This is a genomic window from Salmonella sp. 2020_1395 (assembly GCF_043848115.1).
Taxonomy (GTDB): domain Bacteria; phylum Pseudomonadota; class Gammaproteobacteria; order Enterobacterales; family Enterobacteriaceae; genus Salmonella; species Salmonella enterica.
The window spans coordinates 251,365-274,843 of the sequence record NZ_JBCMFH010000001.1 but is presented as its reverse complement, the minus strand read 5'-3'; the positions used below and the strand labels follow the sequence as shown (position 1 = coordinate 274,843).

Annotated in this window: 29 protein-coding genes; 3 read left to right on the top strand and 26 right to left on the bottom strand. The window is 45.0% G+C overall.

Annotation, left to right across the window (positions count from 1 at the left end; genetic code table 11):
• Nucleotides 1-56 precede the first annotated feature (56 nt).
• From ssaQ to spiC, 26 genes are all read right to left on the bottom strand, one after another.
• Nucleotides 57-1,025 carry an SPI-2 type III secretion system cytoplasmic ring protein SsaQ gene (ssaQ, locus tag ACH0WD_RS01450; RefSeq protein ID WP_000944180.1) on the bottom strand — a complete coding sequence of 323 codons (969 nt, stop codon included), beginning with the start codon at nt 1,023-1,025 and terminating at the stop codon, nt 57-59.
• The gene (ssaP, locus tag ACH0WD_RS01445; RefSeq protein ID WP_001223311.1) at nt 1,006-1,380 is read right to left on the bottom strand and encodes an SPI-2 type III secretion system apparatus protein SsaP; all 375 of its coding nucleotides are present in this window, start codon (nt 1,378-1,380) and stop codon (nt 1,006-1,008) included. Before ssaP ends, ssaQ begins: the two co-directional genes overlap by 20 nt.
• Entirely contained in the window at nt 1,361-1,738 is a 378-nt protein-coding gene (ssaO, locus tag ACH0WD_RS01440; RefSeq protein WP_000449089.1) for an SPI-2 type III secretion system apparatus protein SsaO, read from the bottom strand. Before ssaO ends, ssaP begins: the two co-directional genes overlap by 20 nt.
• 2 nt (nt 1,739-1,740) lie before the next feature.
• Nucleotides 1,741-3,042: a SctN family type III secretion system ATPase SsaN gene (gene ssaN / locus ACH0WD_RS01435; RefSeq protein ID WP_000787210.1), complete on the bottom strand. Its 1,302-nt coding sequence runs from the start codon at nt 3,040-3,042 to the stop codon at nt 1,741-1,743.
• Nucleotides 3,032-5,077: an SPI-2 type III secretion system apparatus protein SsaV gene (gene ssaV, locus ACH0WD_RS01430; protein WP_001258219.1), complete on the bottom strand. Its 2,046-nt coding sequence runs from the start codon at nt 5,075-5,077 to the stop codon at nt 3,032-3,034. Before ssaV ends, ssaN begins: the two co-directional genes overlap by 11 nt.
• Nucleotides 5,062-5,430, bottom strand: coding sequence for an SPI-2 type III secretion system apparatus protein SsaM (ssaM, locus tag ACH0WD_RS01425; RefSeq protein ID WP_000383700.1), 369 nt, complete (start codon nt 5,428-5,430; stop codon nt 5,062-5,064). Before ssaM ends, ssaV begins: the two co-directional genes overlap by 16 nt.
• 57 nt (nt 5,431-5,487) lie before the next feature.
• Nucleotides 5,488-6,504 (bottom strand): SPI-2 type III secretion system apparatus protein SsaL, encoded by a 1,017-nt coding sequence (ssaL, locus tag ACH0WD_RS01420; protein ID WP_000238886.1) that lies wholly within the window; start codon nt 6,502-6,504, stop codon nt 5,488-5,490.
• Nucleotides 6,470-7,144 (bottom strand): SPI-2 type III secretion system apparatus protein SsaK, encoded by a 675-nt coding sequence (ssaK, locus tag ACH0WD_RS01415; RefSeq protein WP_006684004.1) that lies wholly within the window; start codon nt 7,142-7,144, stop codon nt 6,470-6,472. Before ssaK ends, ssaL begins: the two co-directional genes overlap by 35 nt.
• Entirely contained in the window at nt 7,141-7,689 is a 549-nt protein-coding gene (locus ACH0WD_RS01410; RefSeq protein WP_001531605.1) for a type III secretion system domain-containing protein, read from the bottom strand. The genes ssaK and ACH0WD_RS01410 overlap by 4 nt, the downstream gene beginning before the upstream one ends.
• Nucleotides 7,690-7,706: 17 nt before the next feature.
• Nucleotides 7,707-8,456, bottom strand: a complete 750-nt coding sequence (ssaJ, locus tag ACH0WD_RS01405; protein ID WP_000868145.1) for an SPI-2 type III secretion system apparatus lipoprotein SsaJ — start codon at nt 8,454-8,456, stop codon at nt 7,707-7,709.
• Nucleotides 8,453-8,701, bottom strand: coding sequence for a SctI family type III secretion system inner rod subunit SsaI (gene ssaI, locus ACH0WD_RS01400; RefSeq protein ID WP_001747633.1), 249 nt, complete (start codon nt 8,699-8,701; stop codon nt 8,453-8,455). The genes ssaJ and ssaI overlap by 4 nt, the downstream gene beginning before the upstream one ends.
• Before the next feature lie 11 nt (nt 8,702-8,712).
• Nucleotides 8,713-9,003 carry an EscG/YscG/SsaH family type III secretion system needle protein co-chaperone gene (locus ACH0WD_RS01395; RefSeq protein WP_000444713.1) on the bottom strand — a complete coding sequence of 97 codons (291 nt, stop codon included), beginning with the start codon at nt 9,001-9,003 and terminating at the stop codon, nt 8,713-8,715.
• On the bottom strand, nt 8,981-9,196 hold the full coding sequence (gene ssaG, locus ACH0WD_RS01390) for a type III secretion system needle filament protein SsaG (protein WP_000350226.1): 216 nt from the start codon (nt 9,194-9,196) through the stop codon (nt 8,981-8,983). Before ssaG ends, ACH0WD_RS01395 begins: the two co-directional genes overlap by 23 nt.
• A gap of 93 nt (nt 9,197-9,289) precedes the next feature.
• Entirely contained in the window at nt 9,290-9,979 is a 690-nt protein-coding gene (gene sseG, locus ACH0WD_RS01385) for a pathogenicity island 2 effector protein SseG (protein ID WP_000805832.1), read from the bottom strand.
• Nucleotides 9,976-10,758, bottom strand: coding sequence for a type III secretion systems effector SseF (sseF, locus tag ACH0WD_RS01380; protein ID WP_000690709.1), 783 nt, complete (start codon nt 10,756-10,758; stop codon nt 9,976-9,978). Before sseF ends, sseG begins: the two co-directional genes overlap by 4 nt.
• Before the next feature lie 15 nt (nt 10,759-10,773).
• Nucleotides 10,774-11,208 carry a SycD/LcrH family type III secretion system chaperone SscB gene (gene sscB, locus ACH0WD_RS01375; RefSeq protein ID WP_000979963.1) on the bottom strand — a complete coding sequence of 145 codons (435 nt, stop codon included), beginning with the start codon at nt 11,206-11,208 and terminating at the stop codon, nt 10,774-10,776.
• Between the two features lie 51 nt (nt 11,209-11,259).
• Nucleotides 11,260-11,676, bottom strand: coding sequence for an LcrR family type III secretion system chaperone SseE (sseE, locus tag ACH0WD_RS01370; protein WP_000249608.1), 417 nt, complete (start codon nt 11,674-11,676; stop codon nt 11,260-11,262).
• A 2-nt stretch (nt 11,677-11,678) separates the two neighbouring features.
• Entirely contained in the window at nt 11,679-12,266 is a 588-nt protein-coding gene (gene sseD / locus ACH0WD_RS01365; RefSeq protein WP_000388333.1) for an SPI-2 type III secretion system translocon protein SseD, read from the bottom strand.
• A gap of 15 nt (nt 12,267-12,281) precedes the next feature.
• Nucleotides 12,282-13,736 carry an SPI-2 type III secretion system translocon protein SseC gene (gene sseC / locus ACH0WD_RS01360; RefSeq protein WP_001079745.1) on the bottom strand — a complete coding sequence of 485 codons (1,455 nt, stop codon included), beginning with the start codon at nt 13,734-13,736 and terminating at the stop codon, nt 12,282-12,284.
• Nucleotides 13,737-13,738: 2 nt separating this feature from the next.
• A complete protein-coding gene (sscA, locus tag ACH0WD_RS01355; protein ID WP_000711023.1) occupies nt 13,739-14,212 on the bottom strand; it encodes a SycD/LcrH family type III secretion system chaperone SscA in 474 nt (157 codons plus the stop codon).
• Entirely contained in the window at nt 14,209-14,799 is a 591-nt protein-coding gene (gene sseB / locus ACH0WD_RS01350) for an SPI-2 type III secretion system translocon protein SseB (protein WP_000094419.1), read from the bottom strand. The genes sscA and sseB overlap by 4 nt, the downstream gene beginning before the upstream one ends.
• 6 nt (nt 14,800-14,805) lie before the next feature.
• On the bottom strand, nt 14,806-15,132 hold the full coding sequence (sseA, locus tag ACH0WD_RS01345; RefSeq protein ID WP_000972855.1) for an SPI-2 type III secretion system chaperone SseA: 327 nt from the start codon (nt 15,130-15,132) through the stop codon (nt 14,806-14,808).
• 262 nt (nt 15,133-15,394) lie between these two features.
• On the bottom strand, nt 15,395-15,637 hold the full coding sequence (ssaE, locus tag ACH0WD_RS01340) for a YscE family type III secretion system co-chaperone SsaE (protein ID WP_000210204.1): 243 nt from the start codon (nt 15,635-15,637) through the stop codon (nt 15,395-15,397).
• Between the two features lie 7 nt (nt 15,638-15,644).
• Complete coding sequence (ssaD, locus tag ACH0WD_RS01335; protein ID WP_172480763.1) at nt 15,645-16,856, bottom strand: SctD family type III secretion system inner membrane ring subunit SsaD; 1,212 nt, start codon at nt 16,854-16,856, stop codon at nt 15,645-15,647.
• Entirely contained in the window at nt 16,837-18,330 is a 1,494-nt protein-coding gene (spiA, locus tag ACH0WD_RS01330) for an SPI-2 type III secretion system protein SpiA (RefSeq protein ID WP_000636797.1), read from the bottom strand. The genes ssaD and spiA overlap by 20 nt, the downstream gene beginning before the upstream one ends.
• A 1-nt stretch (nt 18,331) precedes the next feature.
• Entirely contained in the window at nt 18,332-18,733 is a 402-nt protein-coding gene (gene spiC, locus ACH0WD_RS01325; RefSeq protein WP_001747634.1) for an SPI-2 type III secretion system protein SpiC, read from the bottom strand.
• Between the two features lie 400 nt (nt 18,734-19,133).
• Here spiC and ACH0WD_RS01320 point away from each other — a divergent pair, with 400 nt between their 5' ends.
• From ACH0WD_RS01320 to ACH0WD_RS01310, 3 genes are all read left to right on the top strand, one after another.
• Nucleotides 19,134-21,896 carry a two component system sensor kinase gene (locus ACH0WD_RS01320; RefSeq protein WP_001050767.1) on the top strand — a complete coding sequence of 921 codons (2,763 nt, stop codon included), beginning with the start codon at nt 19,134-19,136 and terminating at the stop codon, nt 21,894-21,896.
• A gap of 30 nt (nt 21,897-21,926) precedes the next feature.
• The gene (locus tag ACH0WD_RS01315; protein WP_000666334.1) at nt 21,927-22,565 is read left to right on the top strand and encodes a two component system response regulator; all 639 of its coding nucleotides are present in this window, start codon (nt 21,927-21,929) and stop codon (nt 22,563-22,565) included.
• Between the two features lie 178 nt (nt 22,566-22,743).
• Complete coding sequence (locus ACH0WD_RS01310) at nt 22,744-23,472, top strand: MerR family transcriptional regulator (RefSeq protein WP_000122320.1); 729 nt, start codon at nt 22,744-22,746, stop codon at nt 23,470-23,472.
• The last annotated feature ends 7 nt before the right edge of the window (nt 23,473-23,479 follow it).

Below are 23,479 nucleotides of genomic sequence, written 5' to 3'. Positions count from 1 at the left end.
CATGACACGACCTGGAACGCTATTATATTGTTCGCATATTATTTTTCTTATCAGGTTTACGCTGTATTTTTGGAAAGATACCAACGTGTAATACGCACCATAAATTCATTGCCACAGGCAATCAACTCACCTTGCCCAATAATACGGTCATTTACTCTTATCGTCACCTCTGGCGCAAAACATCCCCCTACAGGCAAAACGTCCCCCGTTTTAAGTTGTCGTAATTGTCCAATTTCCAGACTCGCACGTCCGACCTCAAAGAGCACCTGTTGTGGTATCTGCTCAAGTTCGACTGAAGACGTTCCGTCACTCTTTGACATTGGGCTCCCTGACGCAAGTAGCGTTTCGATATCCTGGACTAATTCGTCAAATTTCATCGTGTTATCCTCTGTCAGCAACACCCTTGCGTAGATTCCCCCAGGTAGTTGAATAGCAAAAAAACCGAGTCTGATGTCGCCGAAGCAATGAATCCGAACGCCCATGCCGATTTCGATAGACTCAAGTTCAATTAATGTAAGCTGGCACCAGCCTGAATATACAGGGACTACCACAGGAGGGGCAGGATAAATCTGTTGACGCTCAGCAGAAAGCTCTCCGACTATATTGCGCAGAAAACCCGTTGGCCATGTAAAAATAATGCTATGGAACTCATGTTCTTCAACTGTCCATTTAATATGCAACGCTAACTGATGTGGTAGATTACTGCAGGATGTTGGCGGTTCGTTCTGACAGAGGGTGGCATCACTGGCTTGCAATAACGGCGCCAGCCCCCATTCAGCTATTCCGTATAGCAATTCAGGATCGATAACCGATCGATTAGCGGTGCCAATTAACCCTTCACACCAGCGCTGCCAGCATTGTTCTGCAATCCACACCCTACCCAGCTCATTATGATAATGTATGGTAAATAATGTCCCTTGCTGTACTGGATATTGTTGCATACTCAATGTCAGCTCACCAATGGTAGCGCCTTGCGTTGGAAGCATCTCCATCCACGGACGCTCTTCATTCGCTATTCTTAACATAGAATATCTCCAGGGAAATTATATACCCCATATGCAACAACTGAGACTCCAGCCACTGCTTTAGCACTTTCATCGAACGGTAAATTTCATGATGAGGGACATTGACTCTTAACTGGATTAGCCCCCCTGATTCACATACTTCACACTCTACACCGTCAAGATAACCGCCACTAACACGATAACGTTGCGTGAAAACCATGTTCTTATTCAATGCTGCAGGAGGATTATTCTCACCAATGGGTAATGCCTGGTGCATGAGTTGTTCAAAGTCCATACGTTCCGCCTCCGCCTCGTTCTCATCCTGATAAGACTGGCATGGCAACCCAAGACTTCCCTCAACTTTGGTAATACGCATCGCTTAATACCATAGTAATTTTTTCTTTCTTTTTCATAAGCGCATTAAAATTCTTCTGTAATTCGCTTCGCCGGGAGACAAGCTGCTGATACTGATTCTCTAACTGCTGCCGTTGCGTCAAAAAGCTCTGCGCCTGAGTGAATAACCCGGCCATTTGTTGTTTCTTATCCAACAATAAATGACAAGATAACGTACCTTGCCAGCCCATTAATTCTTTCAGTCTGGTAGACACTGCTAAAGCGCGCGTCTGGCAAATCTGCTGTTCAGTAATAATCGCCTGTTGCTGCTGATCAAGTACGGTAAGTTTGCCGCGTAATTGCTTTTCACGCCGCGCGATTATCTCCAGCAAAGTTTCCATGATCACTCGGTGAGTATTTGGTGTAATTTTTCTATGAGTAGCTCGGGTCCGCATACTTCATCCTTACTTTGTCGCAAAAATGTGCAAATATCCGGATAGGTATCAATGGCTTTGTCAGTATCAGTATCAACTCCTCGCTGGTATTCCCCAATGCGTATTAATAGTTCAACCTCCTGGTAAAGCGCCAGGCACCGTCGCAATATCGCCGCCAGTTGACGATGCTCATGGCTGGTAACGACTGGAAAAACGCGGCTGAGCGTTGCCAACACGTCAATGGCAGGATAATGCCCCCTCTCTGCAAGCCGTCGGGATAGCACAATATGTCCGTCAAGCAGTGAACGGACTTCATCCGCCAACGGCTCATTCATATCATCGCCTTCCACCAGTACCGTATAAAATGCGGTAATACTGCCTTTTTCCCCCATTCCTGTACGTTCTAAAAGTCGTGGCAATGCACTAAATACGCCTGGCGGATATTCTCCAGAAACCGCGGTCTCTCCGGCGGCCAGAGCGATTTCCCGTGCGGCCCTGGCATAACGCGTCAGTGAGTCGGCAAGCAAGACGACTCGCTTTCCATTATCGCGAAAAAATTCTGCTATCGTGGTGGCCACAAACAGCGCCCTCACTCGCTCTAAGGCGGGTCTGTCAGAGGTTGCGACAACAATGACACAACGTTTTCGGGTCTCTTCAGACAGTGTAAAATCGATGAACTCGCGGACTTCTCGTCCACGTTCACCAATTAACACCAGAACATTGCAGTCTGCGTCTGGCGCATTACACAGCATCGCCAGAAGCGTGCTTTTCCCCACGCCAGGAGCAGAAAAAATCCCCACTCGTTGCCCTTCGCCACAGGTCGCAACGCTATCAATAGCGCGAATCCCCGTCATTAATGGTTGAGTGATAGGCTGTCGAACCATTGCGGGAGGAGGCATTGCATCATAGTCTTTCCAGCAGACGTCGGGCAGTTCGCGGCCATCAAGGGGACGACCAAAACCATCAATGACTCGCCCTAATAACGCTTCGCCCACGGGAACCTGATGGCGTCGCCTTAAGGCCATCACTTGCTGCCCGCAGTGAAGTCCGATAGTACTCGTAAAAGGAGATAGCAAAGCTTTGCTGCCATTAATCCCCACGACTTCAGCAAGTTCTTCTCCAGGCTTTATACAGCACAACTCACCCATAAATACCCCAGGCAACCACGCATTTAACAACGTTGCGCTGACATCCTGAATTCGGCCCCATCGACAATAACCATCGGGGGGCGGATATTTCAGCCTCAGACGTTGCATCAATTCATTCTTCATTGTCCGCCAACTCCTCTTCGCTAAGGTCAATACTTTCTACCACTTGTATAAGGCTCTCCTCTCCTAATTCCTGCCATGACAAAATCGGTACGTCGAACAAGGTGGCTTCTGTAATTTTTCGCAAGAAACGTCGGGTGTCGACAGAAGTGACAATGAATAATTTGGTTGACTGCTTCAGCGCCTGCTCGATAAGTTGCAGAATCTGCGTCTTATGACGAGACGACAGCGCAGTATAGGTCCCCATTGCCGTCTGGCGAATGGATTCACGCACGAGGTTCTCAATACCTTCGCCGATCCGCAAAATCGGCAGCGGTTTTCCTTCCGGATTAAGACGACGCAGAATATGACGGCGAAGCGCGATACGGACATATTCTGTCAACATCAGGACATCTTTTTCGCGTGGTGCCCAGTCAATTAAGGTGCCGAAAATAAGACGTAAATCTCTAATAGAAACCCGCTCTGATACAAGCCGCTGCAAAGTTTCAGCGATTTTATTAATGGGTAGCTGGCGCTGAAGCTCTTTCACCAGCTCAGAGTAGTTTTTTTCCATCGCATTCATTAGATAACGCGTTTCCTGAACACCAATAAACTCTCCCATATGCCGAAGCAGGATACATTTTAATAAGGCGGAGATACGTTGGCTGCCCGCGAAAACGTCCAGTCCAAAACCTTGCGCCTTATGGGCCATGTCTTTTGTAAGCCAACAGATCTGTCCCATCCCGTTCGGTAACGTCTGGCTGTCACCCACCACACTAGCGTCCGCGCCTATCAATAAATAATCCGCCTGGGCGGGAATAGATAAACTAAATACGGGTTCCTGATATAGCAGTACCGTTAATTTTTCGGTGGGTTCAGGCAAAACTTCAATATTCACCTCAGGGAGAGGGACGCCGGTATCCTCAAATAAAAACCATCGCATGGCGTCAATATCACGAATCAGGTCGGCAGAATGTAACGTCGGAGTAAGACGTAAGATTAGAGGACATGCGCCGGGAACCATACTATCTTTTTCCGGCGCTTCGACGCCATTTGCGGAAACCACAGACTTTTTGCGGCGAATGAGGATAATTGGCAATGCTAACAACGCTGAAAAGAAAGCGAGAGTGATAAAAGGAAAGCCAGGAATTAAAGCGAGGAGCATTAAAACCACAGCAGTTAATATGAGCGACTGAGGTTGTCTGGCAATTTGAGAACTCAACTCTGTCGCCAGGTTCTGGCGTTTCTCACCCGGCACACGGGTGACAATAATTCCCGCGCTAAGGGAAATCAGCAGCGATGGAATTTGCCCACATAAACCATCTCCGATTGAAAGTACGCTATAAGTGTGAACAGCCTCACTCATCGACATATCATATTGCACGATAGCGATAATGATACCGCCGATAATGTTCACCAGAACAACAATAATACCGGCAATCGTATCGCCTTTAACAAATTTCATCGCACCGTCCATCGCACCGAGAAAGCGGCTTTCCTGCTGGACGTGCTGTCTTAATGTACGGGCATGGTCTGCATCGATAACTCCGGCACGCAAATCGCCATCGATACTCATTTGTTTGCCTGGCATCCCATCAAGCGAGAAACGTGCGCTAACTTCCGCCACCCTCTCGATACCTTTTGTAATGACAATAAACTGCACGATAGTAATGATGGTAAATACGACCAACCCAACGGTGAGATTTCCTCCTACGACAAACTTACCGAAAGCATCCACAATATTACCGGCATTATGTTGTAACAGTACCAGCCGTGATGTGCTGATTGTGAGTGACAAACGATATAATGTAGTAATAAGTAATAAAGACGGAAATACCGATAAATCGAGAGGGTCACTAAGATAAATAGCAATTAAGAGCAGGATCACTGAAAACATAAGGTTGATAGTAATCAGGATATCAACCATCCAGGTCGGTAAAGGTAACAGCATCATCACAATAGCGATTAATAACACCGTCGCCAGAACCATATCCTGCCGACCCGCGCATACACTGAGCCACTGTTGCGCCCTGATTCCCTCACCTAACCATGAACGCATTGCGACTCCAGAAATTTTATTTGTCGATGATGTAATCGTAACCAGAGCTCGGCGGAGCTGGAAAGAGGAGGAGAACAACTCATTGCAAGCCCATCGCGCAACAAAAATAATCGTTGAGGAATACCCTGGAACGCTGCAGGTTTCCAGTGAGTTAAGGCTTTAAAAAGCAGATCTTCGTCTAAGAAGGTTTGCTTGAGTATCTGACATAAGTGAATACGACCGTTATGATAGTTTAGATAGGTTTCATATTGTCCTTGCCGCCAGAACATATTGGTTGCTAAAGGCCGTTCAGCTAATCCTGCTAATTGAATAAAAAGCTGAATATTACGTTCAGTAATAAGATCCCAATCCATCCTGCCGCCTCATGATGAGCCAGAACGCCAATTTACCTAAATATTGAAAGCCAGGTATCAGAATAAAACCTGATTTACCTTTACTTCACGAAGCGTTTCGAGAATTTGTTCACGTTGATCTTCGTCGTTAAAACAGTTATCAGGTATCAACATAAACTGCGCATCAAGTTGTTGGAGTAACCGATTGAACATCTTCGATGAAGAAACTATAGCGGTAAGTCTATCAAGCAACCAATCACTGAAAAGCCAGCGCTCACAAATGATATCGAGTAGTAGCGGCAGTAATGTATTAGGCGGCAACTGGCAAATCCACTCCTCACGCTGGCACTCTTTTTCAAGGCCAAGGAATAACAACAAACGACGCAAACGTACTAATGCTGCGGCCAAACGACTTTGCTCCGAGGGTTCGATGCATATGCTAAGTTCAAAGGCTATTGCTCTTAGCAAAATACGGACCCGTTCACAGCGATCCGGCCAGTCTGCCACTCGTCTGAACCACTGCGATAAGGGCATTTCATCGTTGTCTATCGCCTGTTGCATAAAACGCTTCAGCGAGGACAGCGTAGCGGTATCCACTTCGCCAAGTTCCAGTAAACTAAAAACGGCAAGTTCCCATCCCTCCTCCGCTGTAAGCGTATCCAGTTGCGATTGCAAATCGCGTTTTTTCTTTTTTGACAACCCGCCGGCAGTAAGCGCCATTGCAAGAGCGATAATTTGATACGCATTCTGTAAATCAGGATCACTATTCTCTTCAGTAAGCGGACGCAACGTTGCCCCATTATCCTCCTGTATTTGTTTTATCAAACGCAGCAAAGCCTGCTGTCTGCGCTCCAGTTTCTCAGCATCCGTGAATTTATAACTTTCGCGCAGTTTACCACTCAACGCCATTCCTATTTCTTCCATCGTCTCATAGAGCGCTGCCCCCGTCGTTTCCTGTAACTCCTGGAGAGCTAACATTGAAGGCGAAATAACCTCTTGTTCCTCTATAACCTGACCAGGGGTAAATGCTGTAGGGGGCGTCATTTTTATCTCATTAATTTTAATATTCATCGCTACCTCTTTTATCTTCACCATTACGTAACCATTTCAGTAACGCGTTGAAATGACGAGAAAGTGAAAATTCAACGGCATATCGTGTTGAGGAAAGTTCAGCCTGATCGGGAGAGAAACCAGACTCGATAATCAACGTAAACCGCTTGCCAAAAGTTTCACGCATCAATGCCTCTTTTTCAGGATGAATACGCAAATAAAGCGCTCCCTCTTCCGCCATAGCCGTGGTCTGGCGTGCCAGACGATGGCACATAACACTGTCTACCGACTGTTGGTCGAACCAGGCCAACAGAACCTGTTCTATACTATTTTTAATATGATGCGCTGCTTGATCGACCAATGAACGAAATTGATTTTCATCTTCTTGTAAATGTTTTACATGCTGTTCCAGCCATTCCACTTCCATTTTTTCCAGCGTATTTTTACGCAACCACGCTAGTTCTTGTTGCTGCTCAACTTTCTGTTCACGCTGATAACGATAGGCGTCTCGGATGATTTTTTCAGCCTTACGGTAAGCGGAGCTCACAATAGCATGTGAAACTCTCTTAGCTTGTTGCTCTTGTGCAAATAAAGTTAATTGTAATGTTATCCACTGTGACTCAATAATATTTCGAGCGGGTAGCTTATGGTTAATTTCCGTCAGAGGAAGTGAAGTAAAACTCATAGCAAATGCTCCATGAAGATAATCTCAGTAAGAGAAGTCTTCGGCCAAAGTATACGCTGCGGAGGGGGTAATAATACTAATAGCGCATGTAAAACCGCATCATCATGCGCTTCCCGATTAAGAATGGCGGTACCGATCTGCAATGCAGTTTGTTGCATCACTTGCGGAGGAAGTAATTTGCCATCTCTTTGCCCCAACCAACCATATAGCTGCCAGATCTCATCCTCGCTAAACCACTGTAGAAGCAATTGCCGATACTCTGGTAGCATAAAATAGTCACTACACCTGAGTTTGAATAATCCCAGCCCAAAGGCAAATGCCGATATACGCGGCGCAAGACGAACCTGCCGTTTTTGCCTGTCATTTAAACAGGCTGGAATAACAGAGCTTCCTCTTAGTCTATTTAACGCTCTGTCAAGAAGACGATCCAACTCGGGCCGATCGCCATAACGCCAGCAGTTTGAAGGATGAAAACCCAGCTTATCCAGCCATTCCGGTACAGCGTAACGAGCAGGTTGCCAGAAATAACGATAAAGTTGCAACACCTCGGGATCAGGTCGGCTCAAAAACGGCGTCTCAGGCAAAAATAGCCGATCAGGATACCCACTCCTAATAACAGTCCTGTCAACGATAACATCAACTGATAAGGGTATTTCATCAACCACTTCACCACCTTCCCTTTATTGGCGTTGATCACGTCCATAATCCAGAATGTTTGCCTCGCGGGTACGTCAGGTACCATTCTGAATTCAGCAGGCTGCATCAAGATACTAATCTTACTGTATTGCAACCCAGGGATTGACATCTCTATTAAATCTTTAATTTTTACCCGAAAGGCCTCCATATTGACCTGAGGTGAATATTTTATAAATACGGCAACTGAGCTCGGAGAAGCGTTACTTCCCTCATCATAAGTCGGTAGCGCAATGGTCACTTTTGCATTAATTACGCCCTCCATCTGACTCAGCATTCCTTCAATTCTTTGTTCTTTTAAAAAATTAATCTTCTGCTGTTCTTCCTGGGGTGATACCACTAACTGATTAGCCGGAAACATCTTATCCGCCGTTGTAAACTGCCGATGCGGATAACCGTTAAGTCTAAGTAGCTCAACCGCATTAATAAACTGTGACTGCTCGACACGTAAGGTTACACCATCCTCTTCCTGTTTTTTTTCCGCATCAATATGATGCTGCATAAGTAATGCCAGCATTTGATTCGCCTCATCTTCTGGCAATGAGCGATAAAGATCCACATCACATGCCGTAAGAAAGAACGTAAGGACAGTAAGAAATACTATACGCTGAACCTTCATGTCATGCTATCCAGCTTATTAAGCGCTTGCGATGCTGCGCCTGATATTCTGGCAAGATAATCGACGCCTACCGTTAACTGCATATAATTCATTTGACTGGTCAACATAACCTGCGGTAATAAAGCACTGGCGTTACTGGTGGATGCTTCATTTTTCAGCAATTGTTCAAAAAAATTAATTTGCTCCTGGCTCGGTTCTGCAGAGGACTTTACATAAGATTGAGTGCTTACAGGCACTACGCTCATATCAGAAATATTCAATTTTCAAATCCCTCATTTGGTGCAGGAAATAACAGGCGCAGCGCCATAGCCTCTGGCAAATCAATATCCGATAAAATTTTTGCGGCTTTTAGCGGCTCATTTAAACCCGCCAACAATAATGCCAGACATACCAACTGTAATTTTTTATCCGGAACAATAACCGTTAGCGCTGGTAACATCGCATGTACCTGGGAAATCAGGCTATGGTTAACGCCCGCAAACATGATTTCCAGCAGCAACCGTCGAACATCGTCGCTAATAACTTCAGATTTTAGCAATGATTCCACTAAGCATATCCTTGATCATTTTGATCAGTGAACTTTCGTAATTAATAAATGTAGAATACTGCTGTAAGGCAAATTGCGCTTTAATCATCGATTCTGGGTTGAGCAAATCATTACCATTCATTTTGTCATTAATGGCCTGACCTGCCTGGTGCGCCATGTGGGAGAGCATATCCACTAATTGTGCAATATCCATAATGCTTTTCCTTAAAATAAAAACATCATAAGGATACTGGCAACATAGCAAAATTTAGAAAGCAATGAACATCCGGTATATACCTGAAAACGATTACTCCGGCGCACGTTGTTCTGGCGTCACCTGAGCCAGCAAACGATATAATGGGCTGCTGACCTGCATACCGGTCATTGCCATCCCATCCATACCGAAGCGAGTAAAACCCATTAGTCCGTAGGTAATATCATTAAGACGCTCTAATAAATGAAGCTGTAGTCCCAAACTACCACTCCAGTATGAATGCGTCATTACCGTCGCGGTTAAGGCTAATCTACCGCCCAGGGAGACGGCTTTAGCAATCGCCATACTTTTGCGTTGATTGGCGAAACAATTAGCAATATAAAAAACGGCATTGCCTATACTGTCGTGAGCCATAGGTAAATGATGTTTATGATGGTAGATAAGACAGGCGACATCCGCGATGGCAATAGCAAGGCCAATTCCCGCCAGGGCTAAGAGCGGTGCGCCTCCACCACTTAGCACTGTTAATGCTATTCCAGCGGAACAGCATAAAATCTGTCCGCCCAAAATGACCGTTTGCCAACTAAAAATTTCTTTTGGAAAACACTCTATCACTCGTTTCGCAAGTCCGGCCAATAACCGCTCTTTTCCTTGTTGAGGACCTATTCTACCACTCTCCATATTGGTTTCCGGATGTGGCAATGAGGGACATGGAGGTGATTCCTCAGGCGCGTTAACAGGACGTTGCCCTGCTACCTGAGCATTTGGGCTAACAGGTTTCATGGTTCTCCCCGAGATGTATGACCAGAACTGTCCATTAATGCAGGTGCAGTAGCAGATTGACAGAGCGATGCCATTTGTTCCGCCAATAACGCACTGGGATCGGCATGAAGTTCATCAACAGAATTTTCCTGATCGTCGCCAGAGGGGCGGGCAAGGCAATAATCCAGTACCGCACCTATCGCCGTCAGGCTAACGGAGGTAATTACACTCCCCATGTCCAAAGAGGCTGCTATATTTTCAGCCGTGGGCAGTGGAAACTGTAGGGGTAAAACCAACATAGAAATAGCGATTCCTGAACGTATTAATAAAGAAAGACAATTAGCAAGAGTGTTAGCGCAGTTAAGACTTGCCCCACATTTTAAGGCCAGCGCACTGACCACAAGAGCAACGCTATCACTGGCGGTTTGTAACGGCTCCTTTTGCTGACATATCAATTGATAATTATGATACGCACAGCAAGCATCCCCAATAGCAATCACGAGCGCCGCCCCCGCAAGAATAGCAATGGGTAATCCTGCCCCGCCAGAAATTACCGCTGCAGCAACCGATAATCCAAACACGACTGTCGCGCCCAGCGCACGAATAGTGTATTGCATAAAATGTATAGCATAATCCCTCTGCTGCCTTATTTGTTCAGGCGTAAGCAGCACAGGGGCTGCGGGGGTGCCAGGGGCTGGAATTTCAGGGGGAGGAAACGATGCCTCCTTCGCTTGTATATCGGAAGGAGGACTATTACCATCGACTATATTGCTTGCCGCTGACGGAATATGAATTTTCATATTTCGTTCTGTTATTTAAGCAATAAGAGTATCAACCATTATTTGCGCATTCTGGCGAATCTCACTCCATGAGGCATCCGCATAACTCATCTTGATTGCGGTTTGAAAAGCCTCTCTCGCCAACCCGGGTTCCCCCATCATTTTGAGACAGACGCCCGTTTGGTAAACCGGTTCTGGATGGCTGGCATCCAGCATCAAGGCATGTCCATAGAAATTAATGGCCGTCGTGTATTCTTTAAGCATCATCCAGGTGCCAGCCAATGCAATATGGGCACGCCAACTCCATGGCTGGGCCATCACCAGCCAGCTAAAATCGATTACGGCGCGCGAATAATCCCCCTCCTGCCATGAGGCGTAACCACTGGCATAAACGGTTTCCGGATCAACGGATAAGAGCTGTTTCAGAATGTCTTCGGGTATTTTATTTTTCTGATCTTCTTTCATCATCATACCTATTGATTGTTATTTTCACGTGATAATGATTTACGTCAGGAAGGTCATTTAAAAACGTCGCTGGATAAGATGCTCGGCGGATAAAATTGTCCAGTTATCGCCATCAAGCTGTGTAAAGGTCGCTCCCATTACTGTCAGGATGCGCAATAATTTCCTGCGTAGCATGGCTTTTTTTTCATCCAGAACGTCGGTGATTATCAACATCTTTAAACATGTTAACTGCGGGTGATGCACAAATATCCCGCGTAAAAGTCTCAGTAAGTGAAACAATTGCTGTGGTCGAGGTTGCCCGGGCGTCAGGCGCCTGAACTCACAAATAATCATTTCTTTTGCCTCAATACGATAGATCACCAGGTAAGGCGATAATATAAACTGCTGCCCAAGTAATATGGCGGTCTCCCCTAAATATGCAGGCTCAGTAAACACCTGATGCCGACGCAACCATTGCTCTATTTCTTGCACCATATTTACCTCGTTAATGCCCGGAGTATTTCAGCAAGAACCGCGACCAGTGACGACCCCACGCCCATGATTTGCTGCATAATTTCAGCTGCTTTCTCCATAATTTCCGCCAGGGATTTATTATAGGATTGGGCCCCATTTTGTTGCAGGTCGGCAATCGCTTTATCTTGATCACTTTGACGTTGCGCTGCACCGGCCCCCAGGCCCATGACGCCTCCAGCAGTGTGGCCTACGGCTTGACCCGCTATAAGGCCGGTTTCCCCGCCTACGGCCCCTAATCCTATCGTCAGCACGCCCGACAATATTGCACCACCCGCAGTAATCATTGATGCTCTAAACGCTTCATCAATTGTTTTCATTTGCGTCTGTAAAACATTGACTTGCAGTTCCCAGCCCAGCCGTTGTTTTACTACGTTATAGCTGCGCATGATATCGCGCAACTTTTTGGCAAGCTCCATTAGCTTCATCCAGATATCATCAAATAACAGAAGCATTGATTCAGTACCCATTCCCTCCCCGGAGGGAGATTGACTGGAAGAAGACGTTAACCAGGAAGGCGCTGGTAATACCAGTGCTACGTTACTCGCTTCCATATTTTTATCCTCAGATTAAGCGCGACAGCCAGCTATTCTCGCCTGAACGCTACTATAGTGATCAATGGTATCTAATACATCTCTAAGCGCGGCACCGCTCCCCTTATAAAGCTCCTCTAAGCGTTTTTGTTCTATCTTTTTCTGGTTTTCTGTTTGTTGCATTATGAAATCCAGAAACCGTTGCTGAGTTATTAATTGCTCTATTTTCTTTTCGATCTTCGCTTTTTCTGTGTTAACCATGCCAGTATTCATCTGATTGGCGCCCTCGGTTGCACATCTGATAGCCTGTAAGCCTTTAAATGAACAATCACTCAGTAAGGCATACAGGATTTTTTTGAACATATTCCAGAGAACTTTATTACGAAAATTTTTTAACAGAAACTTTCCCCCTTCCTGCGCACATTTTTCCAGGGCTTCTTTTGCCGCTTCTTTTGCCATGGCTTTCACCCCCTCTTTCGTAAAACTTTTTCCCGCGCTTCGCGTCATATTATTTTCTACCTTACGAGAAAACTCAGCAGACTCCTCTTCCATCTCGCCCGGCGAAACCATTTCACGTTCAATCGCCTCAAATTGTTTGGAAAAATTTTCGCTCACCTCTTCGCCAAACTTTTCAGCCAACTCCTCTATTTCTCCTTCCCCTGCACCTACCATACGCTCAACCATTTCTTCGCCTAAGCCGGAGTCAAGAACTTTTGCAGCTGCGCCAGATAAGCCTCTCGTCTCCATAAAAGCACGACCAATCTGGAAAACATCCAGTGCCATCGCGACGACTTCACAACCAACTTGAATTTTACTTGCCACGTCAATAATCGCCTGACAGGTATCGTGGTCAGCACCGCACATCATTGCCGTTTCGGCTCCGGCTTTAACCATTCCTGCACAACCTGCGGCTATATAAGCTACGCCGCTAGCCATTTCTGCGGGATTACCGGACAGAAAACCCTCCACAACTTTTAAGGCGCCAATCACGGTTTCAAATATGCCGGTAAGCCAGTCAAAAATAGCGCCAAAAATGCCCGCTTTACGCGCTTTATCCTCCTGCTCTATCGCTTTCTGGATCTGCTCCTGATACTCCTTTACCTGCTTATTACGCAATGCATTTTGCACCTCAGTTGCCCGCTCAAGCTGTTGGCATAACGATTGGGCGTTATTACCAAAGACGTTGAGTATTAATGTCGTCATCATCATTGATAAAACAGCGGGATTGGTCTGCAAAAAGTCAGGCAATGATGGACGCTTATGATCTCCGGGTACGGCATCAAGCAGTTGCTTCAACGCATTGCTTGCCTCCTGAAGACTAATTTTCCCTGATAACAGGCACGCGGCGTTGCCATCGCCAAAAGTAGAATTCACACGATGCTGGCGCTTTCCCAGCGAACCCGAGGAAACGCAACTGACATTGCTTAAGTGATGATGTGTTAAGGCGGTTACTCCTGCAGCGCTGTCGCTATTACTGTGAATTCGATTCATTTTTAGCTCCTGTCAGAAAGTTGCTGTAACATCTTTTCTGCACGCAGTCGGAGAATTTGATGTTCACTGACCTCGCCGCAAATACGCACCACGGCCTTTAACGCTTTTATTGCATAACAAACGTTATCACACGCGAGGTAGCATTCCGCTGCGGCCCATGGCGCCTGCGGCGCATCAATCTTAATTTGCGCCGCGCGTCCATAAGCGTATATCGCTTCCCCCCAATGTTTTTGGGCCTGGCAGCATTCCCCTAACCGAAACCAGTAGTCAAATGACCAGGCATCATATATCGTCAGCAATTGAAAAAGTCGCGCTGCGCCGGCGAACTCTTTTACCTCCATAAGCTGCATGGCATAGCGATACAGAGTATTAAGCGGCTGTGTAACATCGTCATCCAACAACATACGCAGCGAGCCGCCACGCCGGAAAAATCGCATCGTGTCATGAGCCTGTTGTAGGGTCGGGTCTTTTTTCATGAGTACGTTTTCTGCGCTATCATACTGGAAATTTCCCCCCACTTGCTGATAAGCCCCGTCAGTTGGGTAAGGACAGCGTTAAGCTCCTGAGTCATTTTTTGAATTATTATCTGCCCCTGACTCATAAGATCGGTATTCCGGTTGGCGTCATTATCCAAAGCCGCTTTGATCGCCTGTAGGCCACCTTTATCCAGCTTCCCATGATCGCCATATTTAGCCATATATTCATCAATGGTCAGACCATCGATGAGAATACCGTGTTCACGCATGTATATAATGACATCCTCAGGCACCTCCTCTTTGGTTTTAGCATCTCCCTTGGCTGCTTTAGCAATCACCTCATCCATCTCATTTGACTTTTCCTGGGTATTTCTGGCACGTTCAGCGTTCTGCTGGACTTCAATAAATTTATCGTTTGCGATAGCCTGAATAACCATAAGGAGAATAAGCAAAACACCATACCCTTCGGCAAACGGATTTTGCTGGGATAAGTCATCCTGCCCCCCGGTATCAGTGTTACTGACGCCGAAGCTATTTTTAAACACAATAGGGTTTTGATTTCCCCATAAGATGTTTCCTGAAGACATTATGCTTTACCTTTTTGTTTTTCCTGACGGTATCTCCACCGGGGCTTGAGCATTAAGTTGTTTCAGTCGTACTTCAAGTTGTTTAAACAAACTTACTATTTTCTTTAAATCCTTCTCGGCCTCCTGGTTAACCCCGGCAACGCCTTGTGGAAATAGGTTATGAAGAATACTCTCTGTCTCTCTGCTTTTTTTGGGGCTCTCTGCCCTTTCAGCAAGCTGTTGACTCACCTTAGCCCGGATTTGGTGAAATTTTTTAAGACAGTGATTTAGCTGCATATAACTTTGCTCTAAATCACGATATTCACTAAACGCAGCCTTTTTCTTTATCATCATTCCCCTCCATATACACGATAGATAATTAACGTGCTAACTAAGAGCCTATCCCATTAGGGCTATTTTACTTGCCATTGTGGTCCTGGGCAGTGCTCGCCAAAACGCGTTAGCGTTTTGAACGCCGCTAGCGGCGGCCCGAAGGGCGAGCGTAGCGAGTCAAACCTCACGTGCTACGTGTACGCTCCGGTTTTTGCGCGCTGTCCGTGTCCAGGCTGGCTGCGCCAATAACGCCTGGTGGGATAGGCTCTAAGATATTTTTACTTTACTCTTGCTCACTCACTACAAGTGCGCTGTTATGGTAACGATAATAAATAATGTTGATGATATTTTCGGCCTGCTCGATCGCTTCAAGCAATAAGGTGTTTTGCTGATATTGCTGCGGATCCTGTAACCTACCGTTGTTCTCTTCTAACTGTTTCCGGGCAGCCCTTAATTGTAAAATTATGCCTTTGGCCTCTTCACGCGAATGAAGCAGCAAATCTTCTAACCGGGTCAGAGTTGTCATTTTCCACTCACTTAAAATCTAATGGATAGTTAATCAAAGTATCATAATGTTTAATCGTTACCACATCGGCACTCAGATGGACAATTTCTCCCCCATTGGGTAACAATGCCCCTACACGTAAACGCTCTTTATTCGTCAGTAATAAGTAATTACCATGGCGACTCTGTACAAAGCCAGCCACTGGCGCAGGCAGATACTTGCTTTCATCATGAGAAGGCGCAATATCCTGATAAATTAAAGAAAGAGCGGGGTCCTTTTTCTTTAATGCTGCTAACGTTTCTTGCAAAATGCGTTGATGAGATTCATCCAGTACACCACTGATAACAAAAGAGCGCCGCATTGGCGTAACATTGACAAGGCCCACTAAACCGTTCTCTATTATCGCAGAAATAATATCATCCCCCTGAGACTGATGAGAATGACTAATCTGCCAGTGCAATAACCCGGGAATATCTGCAAGTAATGGTTGAACCTTACGCCATTGCTGATCCATTTGTATATCATCATGAATTAACACGCTTCCCGGCCCTTCGCTGGATACTTCAGCATGCGGGTAACCCATTTTTATCAAAACATCCTGCACTTCTCGTATCAATAAGTCATCACAGATTACACCATCCCGATACATGACCCCCCATGATTCGAGAGTCGCTCTCACCTTTTGCATCTGTTCGCTTGACGCGCAATAACCGGACAACTGCAGGCTTCCATCTTCTTTCCATTGCACCCGCACATAATGAATATTGCTTTTGTCTAATAAAAACTTAACCCGCAAAGGTAAATCATTTACCGTTTCAGGCTGACCGCCAATACTTAACAGGACACCCATTCCACCGATGAAAATCAAGAATACACCAGCCAACCACCAGTAGCCTGATCTGGAAACGGGTATTTGATAATCAGCAAGTTCACAATCCTGTTTACCAAACGCGATAGCCACTCCCGCAACCTGCAAAACCCCACTGGATGGTAGCGGCTTATTTGGATTAAATCTGCGGCCATTAACTCTAACTCTGGCTTTCCCGGCATCAACAAATAAACTATCTGCCTGTTCTCTCAGAATAATTTTTTCATTTATAGTAAGCGGAATACAAATATCGCATCCTTTCTCCCCCAGTGACAGGTTACCTTCATTCAGCCATACTTCCCGGCCTTGTAAAACGTGACCTAAAAAACGTATTTTCCAGGAGTTCTTTGGATTAACCATGAGATATGCCATTATTTACTACTGAGGCTTTAATCAAAAACAGCCTGATTACACTATGTACTTGAGTCGTATCATTGCGAAACAAATGGCCTACGACAGGAATATCGCCCAATAAAGGGATTTTGTTTTGCGAGTGGATTTGTTTACCTTGTTTAAATCCTCCCAGCAATAGACTTTGTCCGGCCAATAATGTGGCTTGCGAAGCAATTTCAGAATTTTGCACTTCGGGTAGCGGATCTGTTTCGCTTTGCGTATCACTTTGTTGTCCATCCTGAATATTAAGATTAAGCATTATTTTTTGCGTGCCATTGTCATTTAACAAGCGAGGTGTAACGCGCAACAAAGAACCCGTAGTGATGGATTCAAGTTTAGCCACTTTTTCTCCCTGCAGTTTGGTATAGAAAGTAATATTTTTATCCAGCACAGCCTGGATATTATTTAAAGTCACCACAGATGGCTGGGAAAGTACATAAGCCTGAGAGCTTTTTTCCAGGGCATTCAAACGCACCATAAAGTTTGAGGTATCGCTGATTACCGTTGAAAAACCGCTAGCACCGCCGTCATTCAAACCTGTATTGAACGCAATTTTCTTGCCACCCAGCGACACTGCCGTTCCCCAGTCGATGCCTAACTGGTTAATATCTCCAGCATTAACATCGATAATTTTCACCGAAATCTCTATCATCTGCTGGCGTTGATCTAATTCTGTGATGAGTTTCCGATACCCGGCCATATTGGCCGCATAATCACGAACGATCACTGCATTCTGGCGTGGGTCGGCAGCAAACATGGGCAATGCCTGTGTAGCGGGTGAACCATTGTTCGTCGATGACGCCGGGACGCTGGTTTTACTCATCTCACGCAATACACTCACGACCCCAGGAACCACGACGGACTGATCGCGATATTGGTATTGGGTATCCATCGCAGTGGCATACTTAAGCGTGTATATACTTACACTCACCGCACTGTCTTTTCGTTTGATTAACGCATTATCCAGCACTGAAGCTAATTGACTAATACGAGTCAGACAGCTGGGAACACCGCTCACCTCCACAGCTCTGGTACCGGTAATTTCTTTAACCTCGCATCCCGGTGATGAAAGGATATTCTGGCTGCGTAAGTAATGAATGAACCGCCCAGTAGATAAAATATTGAAAGTGATAACCTGATGTTTTAATAACGATGCAGGATATACATATAACATGCTGCCATCAAACCAGGTAAGCAAATCATATTGTGCTGCCAGGTTATTCAAAATATCGACCGGTGGTCCAGGCGGAATTTTTCCACTAAATGTAGCTGTTATCAATGGGCTAATAGTAATAGCCGTATCATAGTTCTCTGAGAGCAGATGTAAAACCTCTGCTAATGGCATTTGTCTGGCATAAAGGGTGAAGTCATTACCTTTCCATGATAACTCATCACTCTTTGCTGTATTGAGTATAAATAGTAAAATTAAGATTAAACGTTTATTTACTATCATTTTATACCCCACCCGAATAAAGTTTATGGTGATTGCGTATTACATTTTTTAAAATGCAAGTTAAAGCCAGGTGTTTTTCTATCTCAATAGCAATAAGCTCACAGCTACTACTTGTGGTATAATAACCGTTTAACCATCCCCCATCCGCTGTGAGCTGTATAGCATAATCATGGACGTCCGGGTGTGCTGCAAGCAGTAGTGTCACATAGGCAAGACAAGGCTTAGGTAAGCTTTCCAGGTCATTTAAGAACAAAGAAATAGAAAATGCTTCTGAGAAAATTTCTCCTCTGGCAGGATGCCCATCAATAGTCATTATCCAGGATCGGCTATTACCTTCGGCCTTGATATCCTGAATTAATGGAATGCCTTTTAAAACTGCCAGCATGAATCCCTCCTCAGACATAAATGGGAGTTTCTATCAAATTCGCTCACAACCACATCCGTAAAAAGCCTGATTCACATTTATTTCGACTATACTCTTCTTGTACAATATCAGGATGCTGTCTACATATACCTTGTCACAGGCGATTCTATCATTCGGATTTTCCGATAAATTCACAATTACACTTTCAGCATTGACATAAAAAATTACAATTTGAAAAATTATTTATTAAATAAACTGTTACGATGTTTTTACATCGCCACCTTATTAAAAAGTAATTGTAGTCATCGACTGGGTTATATATGAAGAAATTTATCTTCCTAATGATAACACCATCGATTAATCTTCTGATGAAACTATATGTACTGCGATAGTGATCAAGTGCCAAAGATTTTGCAACAGGCAACTGGAGGAAAGCATTATGAATTTGCTCAATCTCAAGAATACGCTGCAAACATCTTTAGTAATCAGGCTAACTTTTTTATTTTTATTAACAACAATAATTATTTGGCTGCTATCTGTGCTTACCGCAGCTTATATATCAATGGTTCAGAAACGGCAGCATATAATAGAGGACTTATCCGTTCTATCCGAGATGAATATTGTACTAAGCAATCAACGGTTTGAAGAGGCTGAACGTGACGCTAAAAATTTAATGTATCAATGCTCATTAGCGACTGAGATTCATCATAACGATATTTTCCCTGAGGTGAGCCGGCATCTTTCTGTCGGTCCTTCAAATTGCACGCCGACGCTAAACGGAGAGAAGCACCGTCTCTTTCTGCAGTCCTCTGATATCGATGAAAAAAGCTTTCGTCGCGATAGTTTTATTCTTAACCATAAAAATGAGATTTCGTTATTATCTACTGATAACCCTTCAGATTATTCAACTCTACAGCCTTTAACGCGAAAAAGCTTTCCTTTATACCCAACCCATGCCGGGTTTTACTGGAGTGAACCAGAATACATAAACGGCAAAGGATGGCACGCTTCCGTTGCGGTTGCCGATCAGCAAGGCGTATTTTTTGGGGTAACGGTTAAACTTCCCGATCTCATTACTAAGAGCTACCTACCATTAGATGATAGTATTCGAGTATGGCTGGATCAAAACAACCACTTATTGCCGTTTTCATACATCCCGCAAAAAATACGTACACAGTTAGAAAATGTAACGCTGCATGATGGATGGCAGCAAATTCCCGGATTTCTGATATTACGCACAACCTTGCATGGCCCCGGATGGAGTCTGGTTACGCTGTACCCATACGGTAATCTACATAATCGCATCTTAAAAATTATCCTTCAACAAATCCCCTTTACATTAACAGCATTGGTGTTGATGACGTCGGCTTTTTGCTGGTTACTACATCGCTCACTGGCCAAACCGTTATGGCGTTTTGTCGATGTCATTAATAAAACCGCAACTGCACCGCTGAGCACACGTTTACCAGCACAACGACTGGATGAATTAGATAGTATTGCCGGTGCTTTTAACCAACTGCTTGATACTCTACAAGTCCAATACGACAATCTGGAAAACAAAGTCGCAGAGCGCACCCAGGCGCTAAATGAAGCAAAAAAACGCGCTGAGCAAGCTAACAAACGTAAAAGCATTCATCTTACGGTAATAAGTCATGAGTTACGTACTCCGATGAATGGCGTACTCGGTGCGATTGAATTATTACAAACCACCCCTTTAAACATAGAGCAGCAAGGATTAGCTGATACCGCCAGGAATTGTACACTGTCTTTGTTAGCTATTATTAATAATCTGCTGGATTTTTCACGCATCGAGTCTGGTCATTTCACATTACATATGGAAGAAACAGCGTTACTGCCGTTACTGGACCAGGCAATGCAAACCATCCAGGGGCCGGCGCAAAGCAAAAAACTGTCATTACGTACTTTTGTCGGTCAACATGTCCCTCTCTATTTTCATACCGACAGTATCCGTTTACGGCAAATTTTGGTTAATTTACTCGGGAACGCGGTAAAATTTACCGAAACCGGAGGGATACGTCTGACGGTCAAGCGTCATGAGGAACAATTAATATTTCTGGTTAGCGATAGCGGTAAAGGGATTGAAATACAGCAGCAGTCTCAAATCTTTACTGCTTTTTATCAAGCAGACACAAATTCGCAAGGCACAGGAATTGGACTGACTATTGCGTCAAGCCTGGCTAAAATGATGGGCGGTAATCTGACACTAAAAAGTGTCCCCGGGGTTGGAACCTGTGTCTCGCTAGTATTACCCTTACAAGAATACCAGCCGCCTCAACCAATTAAAGGGACGCTGTCAGCGCCGTTCTGCCTGCATCGGCAACTGGCTTGCTGGGGAATACGCGGCGAGCCACCCCACCAGCAAAATGCGCTTCTCAACGCAGAGCTTTTGTATTTCCCCGGAAAACTCTACGACCTGGCGCAACAGTTAATATTGTGTACACCAAATATGCCAGTAATAAATAATTTGTTACCACCCTGGCAGTTGCAGATTCTTTTGGTTGATGATGCCGATATTAATCGGGATATCATCGGCAAAATGCTTGTCAGCCTGGGCCAACACGTCACTATTGCCGCCAGTAGTAACGAGGCTCTGACTTTATCACAACAGCAACGATTCGATTTAGTACTGATTGACATTAGAATGCCAGAAATAGATGGTATTGAATGTGTACAATTATGGCACGATGAGCCGAATAATTTAGATCCTGACTGCATGTTTGTGGCGCTATCCGCTAGCGTAGCGACAGAAGATATTCATCGTTGTAAAAAAAATGGGATTCATCATTACATTACCAAACCAGTGACGTTGGCTACCTTAGCTCGCTATATCAGTATTGCCGCAGAATACCAGCTTTTACGAAATATAGAGCTACAGGAGCAGGATCCAAGTCGCTGCTCAGCGCTACTGGCGACAGATGATATGGTCATTAATAGCAAGATTTTCCAATCACTGGACCTCTTGCTGGCTGATATTGAAAATGCCGTATCGGCTGGACAAAAAATCGATCAGTTAATTCACACATTAAAAGGCTGTTTAGGTCAAATAGGGCAGACTGAATTGGTATGCTATGTCATAGACATTGAGAATCGCGTAAAAATGGGGAAAATCATCGCGCTGGAGGAACTAACCGACTTACGCCAGAAAATACGTATGATCTTCAAAAACTACACCATTACTTAATATTATCTTAATTTTCGCGAGGGCAGCAAAATGAAAGAATATAAGATCTTATTAGTAGACGATCATGAAATCATCATTAACGGCATTATGAATGCCTTATTACCCTGGCCTCATTTTAAAATTGTAGAGCATGTTAAAAATGGTCTTGAGGTTTATAATGCCTGTTGCGCATACGAGCCTGACATACTTATCCTTGATCTTAGTCTACCTGGCATCAATGGCCTGGATATCATTCCTCAATTACATCAGCGTTGGCCAGCAATGAATATTCTGGTTTACACAGCATACCAACAAGAGTATATGACCATTAAAACTTTAGCCGCAGGTGCTAATGGCTATGTTTTAAAAAGCAGTAGTCAGCAAGTTCTGTTAGCGGCATTGCAAACAGTCGCAGTAAACAAGCGTTACATTGACCCGACGTTGAATCGGGAAGCTATCCTGGCTGAATTAAAGGCTGACACGACCAATCATCAACTGCTTACTTTGCGCGAGCGTCAGGTTCTTAAACTTATTGACGAGGGGTATACCAATCATGGGATCAGCGAAAAGCTACATATCAGTATAAAAACCGTCGAAACACATCGGATGAATATGATGAGAAAGCTACAGGTTCATAAAGTGACAGAGTTACTTAACTGCGCCCGAAGAATGAGGTTAATAGAGTATTAACCAGGGGCATCCGATGGTATTAAGCATTGGTCATATTTTGATGAGCCTTACGCCACGCAGTATTGCTCATCATCGACAAAATCCATACGGATGCCCTGGTATGCCGCACCATTTATCACTACCTTAGTCTTCATTTAATCATGATATAGTAGAATCCCCTTATTTAACGGGCTTTACCATGTCGTATTCTATCGGCGAATTTGCCAGACTATGCGGTATCAATGCCGCCACGCTAAGGGCATGGCAGCGACGCTATGGTTTATTGAAACCGCAGCGTACTGATGGCGGGCATCGCTTATACAGCGATGACGATATTCGACAAGCGCTTAGCATCCTCGACTGGGTGAGAAAAGGCGTACCGATAAGCCAGGTCAAACCCTTACTGTCGCGTCCGGTCATTCGCCTGGGCGATAACTGGATAACGATTCAGGAGACGATGCTTCAACATCTCCACGAAGGGCGAATTGACGCGCTGCGGCAGTTGATTTATGACTGTGGCCGGGAATATCCCCGCGCAGAACTGGTGACCCATTTATTGCGTCCGTTGCGCAGCAAAGTGTCCGCGCATCTTCCCGCCGTGATGACGCTGCGCGAAATACTGGATGGCATCATTATTGCTTACACCTCTTTTTGCCTTGAAGGCGACAGAAAAGCACCTGGCAACAATGCTTTTATTAGCGGATGGCATCTCTCGGATCACTGTGAAATCTGGCTGGAAGCGTTGACTCGTACCGGACAAGAGCTGCGGCTCAATGTGCTTCCCTCTCCACCAGCCGTTCTGGCGCCCGAGCTGTTCGCCCAGAGAAAATGGTTCCTGGTGACCACCGGCAAGCTCACTGCCGGGCAGAAAAAACAGCTTGCCCAGTGGCGCAACGTGGTCGCTTCGCTGGAGGTTATCACACTATAAGCGCTGA

Bases quoted from the DNA above. Each gene is read 5' to 3' on its own strand.
- ssaQ (WP_000944180.1), bottom strand. From the start codon at position 1,025: ATGTTAAGAATAGCGAATGAAGAGCGTCCGTGGATGGAGATGCTTCCA.
- ssaP (WP_001223311.1), bottom strand. From the start codon at position 1,380: ATGCGTATTACCAAAGTTGAGGGAAGTCTTGGGTTGCCATGCCAGTCT.
- ssaO (WP_000449089.1), bottom strand. From the start codon at position 1,738: ATGGAAACTTTGCTGGAGATAATCGCGCGGCGTGAAAAGCAATTACGC.
- ssaN (WP_000787210.1), bottom strand. From the start codon at position 3,042: ATGAAGAATGAATTGATGCAACGTCTGAGGCTGAAATATCCGCCCCCC.
- ssaV (WP_001258219.1), bottom strand. From the start codon at position 5,077: ATGCGTTCATGGTTAGGTGAGGGAATCAGGGCGCAACAGTGGCTCAGT.
- ssaM (WP_000383700.1), bottom strand. From the start codon at position 5,430: ATGGATTGGGATCTTATTACTGAACGTAATATTCAGCTTTTTATTCAA.
- ssaL (WP_000238886.1), bottom strand. From the start codon at position 6,504: ATGGTGAAGATAAAAGAGGTAGCGATGAATATTAAAATTAATGAGATA.
- ssaK (WP_006684004.1), bottom strand. From the start codon at position 7,144: ATGAGTTTTACTTCACTTCCTCTGACGGAAATTAACCATAAGCTACCC.
- ssaJ (WP_000868145.1), bottom strand. From the start codon at position 8,456: ATGAAGGTTCAGCGTATAGTATTTCTTACTGTCCTTACGTTCTTTCTT.
- ssaI (WP_001747633.1), bottom strand. From the start codon at position 8,701: ATGAGCGTAGTGCCTGTAAGCACTCAATCTTATGTAAAGTCCTCTGCA.
- ssaG (WP_000350226.1), bottom strand. From the start codon at position 9,196: ATGGATATTGCACAATTAGTGGATATGCTCTCCCACATGGCGCACCAG.
- sseG (WP_000805832.1), bottom strand. From the start codon at position 9,979: ATGAAACCTGTTAGCCCAAATGCTCAGGTAGCAGGGCAACGTCCTGTT.
- sseF (WP_000690709.1), bottom strand. From the start codon at position 10,758: ATGAAAATTCATATTCCGTCAGCGGCAAGCAATATAGTCGATGGTAAT.
- sscB (WP_000979963.1), bottom strand. From the start codon at position 11,208: ATGATGATGAAAGAAGATCAGAAAAATAAAATACCCGAAGACATTCTG.
- sseE (WP_000249608.1), bottom strand. From the start codon at position 11,676: ATGGTGCAAGAAATAGAGCAATGGTTGCGTCGGCATCAGGTGTTTACT.
- sseD (WP_000388333.1), bottom strand. From the start codon at position 12,266: ATGGAAGCGAGTAACGTAGCACTGGTATTACCAGCGCCTTCCTGGTTA.
- sseC (WP_001079745.1), bottom strand. From the start codon at position 13,736: ATGAATCGAATTCACAGTAATAGCGACAGCGCTGCAGGAGTAACCGCC.
- sscA (WP_000711023.1), bottom strand. From the start codon at position 14,212: ATGAAAAAAGACCCGACCCTACAACAGGCTCATGACACGATGCGATTT.
- sseB (WP_000094419.1), bottom strand. From the start codon at position 14,799: ATGTCTTCAGGAAACATCTTATGGGGAAATCAAAACCCTATTGTGTTT.
- sseA (WP_000972855.1), bottom strand. From the start codon at position 15,132: ATGATGATAAAGAAAAAGGCTGCGTTTAGTGAATATCGTGATTTAGAG.
- ssaE (WP_000210204.1), bottom strand. From the start codon at position 15,637: ATGACAACTCTGACCCGGTTAGAAGATTTGCTGCTTCATTCGCGTGAA.
- ssaD (WP_172480763.1), bottom strand. From the start codon at position 16,856: ATGGCATATCTCATGGTTAATCCAAAGAACTCCTGGAAAATACGTTTT.
- spiA (WP_000636797.1), bottom strand. From the start codon at position 18,330: ATGATAGTAAATAAACGTTTAATCTTAATTTTACTATTTATACTCAAT.
- spiC (WP_001747634.1), bottom strand. From the start codon at position 18,733: ATGTCTGAGGAGGGATTCATGCTGGCAGTTTTAAAAGGCATTCCATTA.
- ACH0WD_RS01320 (WP_001050767.1), top strand. From the start codon at position 19,134: ATGAATTTGCTCAATCTCAAGAATACGCTGCAAACATCTTTAGTAATC.
- ACH0WD_RS01315 (WP_000666334.1), top strand. From the start codon at position 21,927: ATGAAAGAATATAAGATCTTATTAGTAGACGATCATGAAATCATCATT.
- ACH0WD_RS01310 (WP_000122320.1), top strand. From the start codon at position 22,744: ATGTCGTATTCTATCGGCGAATTTGCCAGACTATGCGGTATCAATGCC.